Here is a 1,384-nt window from a genome sequence, read left to right as displayed (position 1 = left end):
GGGGGGTGTTCCTATGTTTTTGTCAACCTTGTGAGGGGTTGATGTGGTCGTGTCCGGGTTGGTTGTGATGGGCGTGCTTCGCTTTGGCCTTGGCGAGGTGCGGCCGTGGCCGGCGCTGGTGGTTTGTTTCAGGCGGCGAGGGTCGGTTCCTGGTAGAGGGTGCCGTTCTTGAGCATGCTGTAGATCACGTCGCAGCGGCGTCGGGCGAGGCAGATGATGGCGGCGTTGTGGTGTTTGCCCTGTTCGCGTTTGCGTTTGTAGTAGGCGGTGGAGGGCTGGTGTTTGGTGGAGGCGACGAACGCGGACTGCCATAGCGCGTTCTTGAGGCGTTTGTTGCCGCCCCGGGCGGGCCGTTCGCCTTTGACGCTGGTGCCGGACTGGCTGGTGACGGGCGCGATGCCGGCGTACGCGGCCAGATGGGCGGCCGATTTGAAGTGGGTGATGTCGCCGCCGATGCCGAGGAGGATGTTGCTTGCGGTCCTGACGCCTATCCCGGGCATCGACGTCAGGACCGTGAGAAGAGGGTGATCGTTGAGGAGCTCCTCGACCTGCGCGGCGAGGGCGCGGCGCCGGTCCCTGATGGTCTTGATGTCGCGGGCGATCGAGGGGATGATGCTTTCGGCCATGGCCGTGCCGGGCACGGTGACGGTCTGTTCGCCGATGGACTTGAACATGTCGTCGATGATGCGTCCGGCGCGCAGTCCCTCGTCCTTGGCCCATTCCCTGACCTGTTCGATGCCGGCCCCGCGCATGCCCGTGGGCCCGCCGTAGCGTTCGAGCAGCGCGAGGGTCGCGTCGCGGGTGGCGCGTTCGCCCTTCAGGACGCGTTCGAACGCGGGATGGGTCTGCAGGAGCAGGCTGCGCAGGCGGTTGATGTGGCGGGTGGATTCGTGGGCGAGGTCCTCGTCGTGGCCCGCGAGGATCTTCAGGGCGGCGATGGTCTCGTCGTCCGGCCCCGCGTCCCTGAGGCTCTCGGGTATCTTGAGCGCGGCCCACGCGATCACGTACGCGTCCCTCCGGTCGGTCTTCGCGGCGCCGGGCAGCAGCTGGGCGGTCCTGCGCATCGCGGTGCCGGGCAGGTAGGCGACCGGTATGTCCATGCTCCGGGCCACGGTCAGGGGCAGGGAGCCGATGGTGTTGGGCTGGTCGACGACCAGCAGCACGCGCCCGTGTTCGCAGAGTCCGTCCAGCATCGTGCGGATGGCCTTCTCGTCCTGTCTGACCGGCTTGTCGTACAAGGTGTTGCCGTCACGGTCGAGGGCGTGCGCGTGGTGCGCGCCCTTGCCCACGTCCAGACCGATCCACACGTCGATGTCTTCCGGAGTCATCGTCGTCCCTCCCGTCATGAAGGTGTCCTCGGCCGCCGTGGAACCCGTGCAATGGG

The 1,384-nt window shown here is 67.0% G+C and carries 1 protein-coding gene; it reads right to left on the bottom strand.

What is annotated here, in order from left to right:
- Positions 1-128: 128 nt before the first annotated feature.
- Positions 129-1,328 (bottom strand): IS110 family RNA-guided transposase, encoded by a 1,200-nt coding sequence (locus AC1AZA_RS11385; RefSeq protein ID WP_476514764.1) that lies wholly within the window; start codon positions 1,326-1,328, stop codon positions 129-131.
- Positions 1,329-1,384: the final 56 nt, after the last annotated feature.

This window comes from Bifidobacterium sp. LH_389, from assembly GCF_056357235.1.
This window is presented reverse-complemented; position numbering and strand designations above follow the sequence as displayed.

What these genes read in the sequence shown, in the direction of transcription:
- AC1AZA_RS11385 (WP_476514764.1), bottom strand. Translation starts at nt 1,328, where the DNA reads ATGACTCCGGAAGACATCGACGTGTGGATCGGTCTGGACGTGGGCAAG.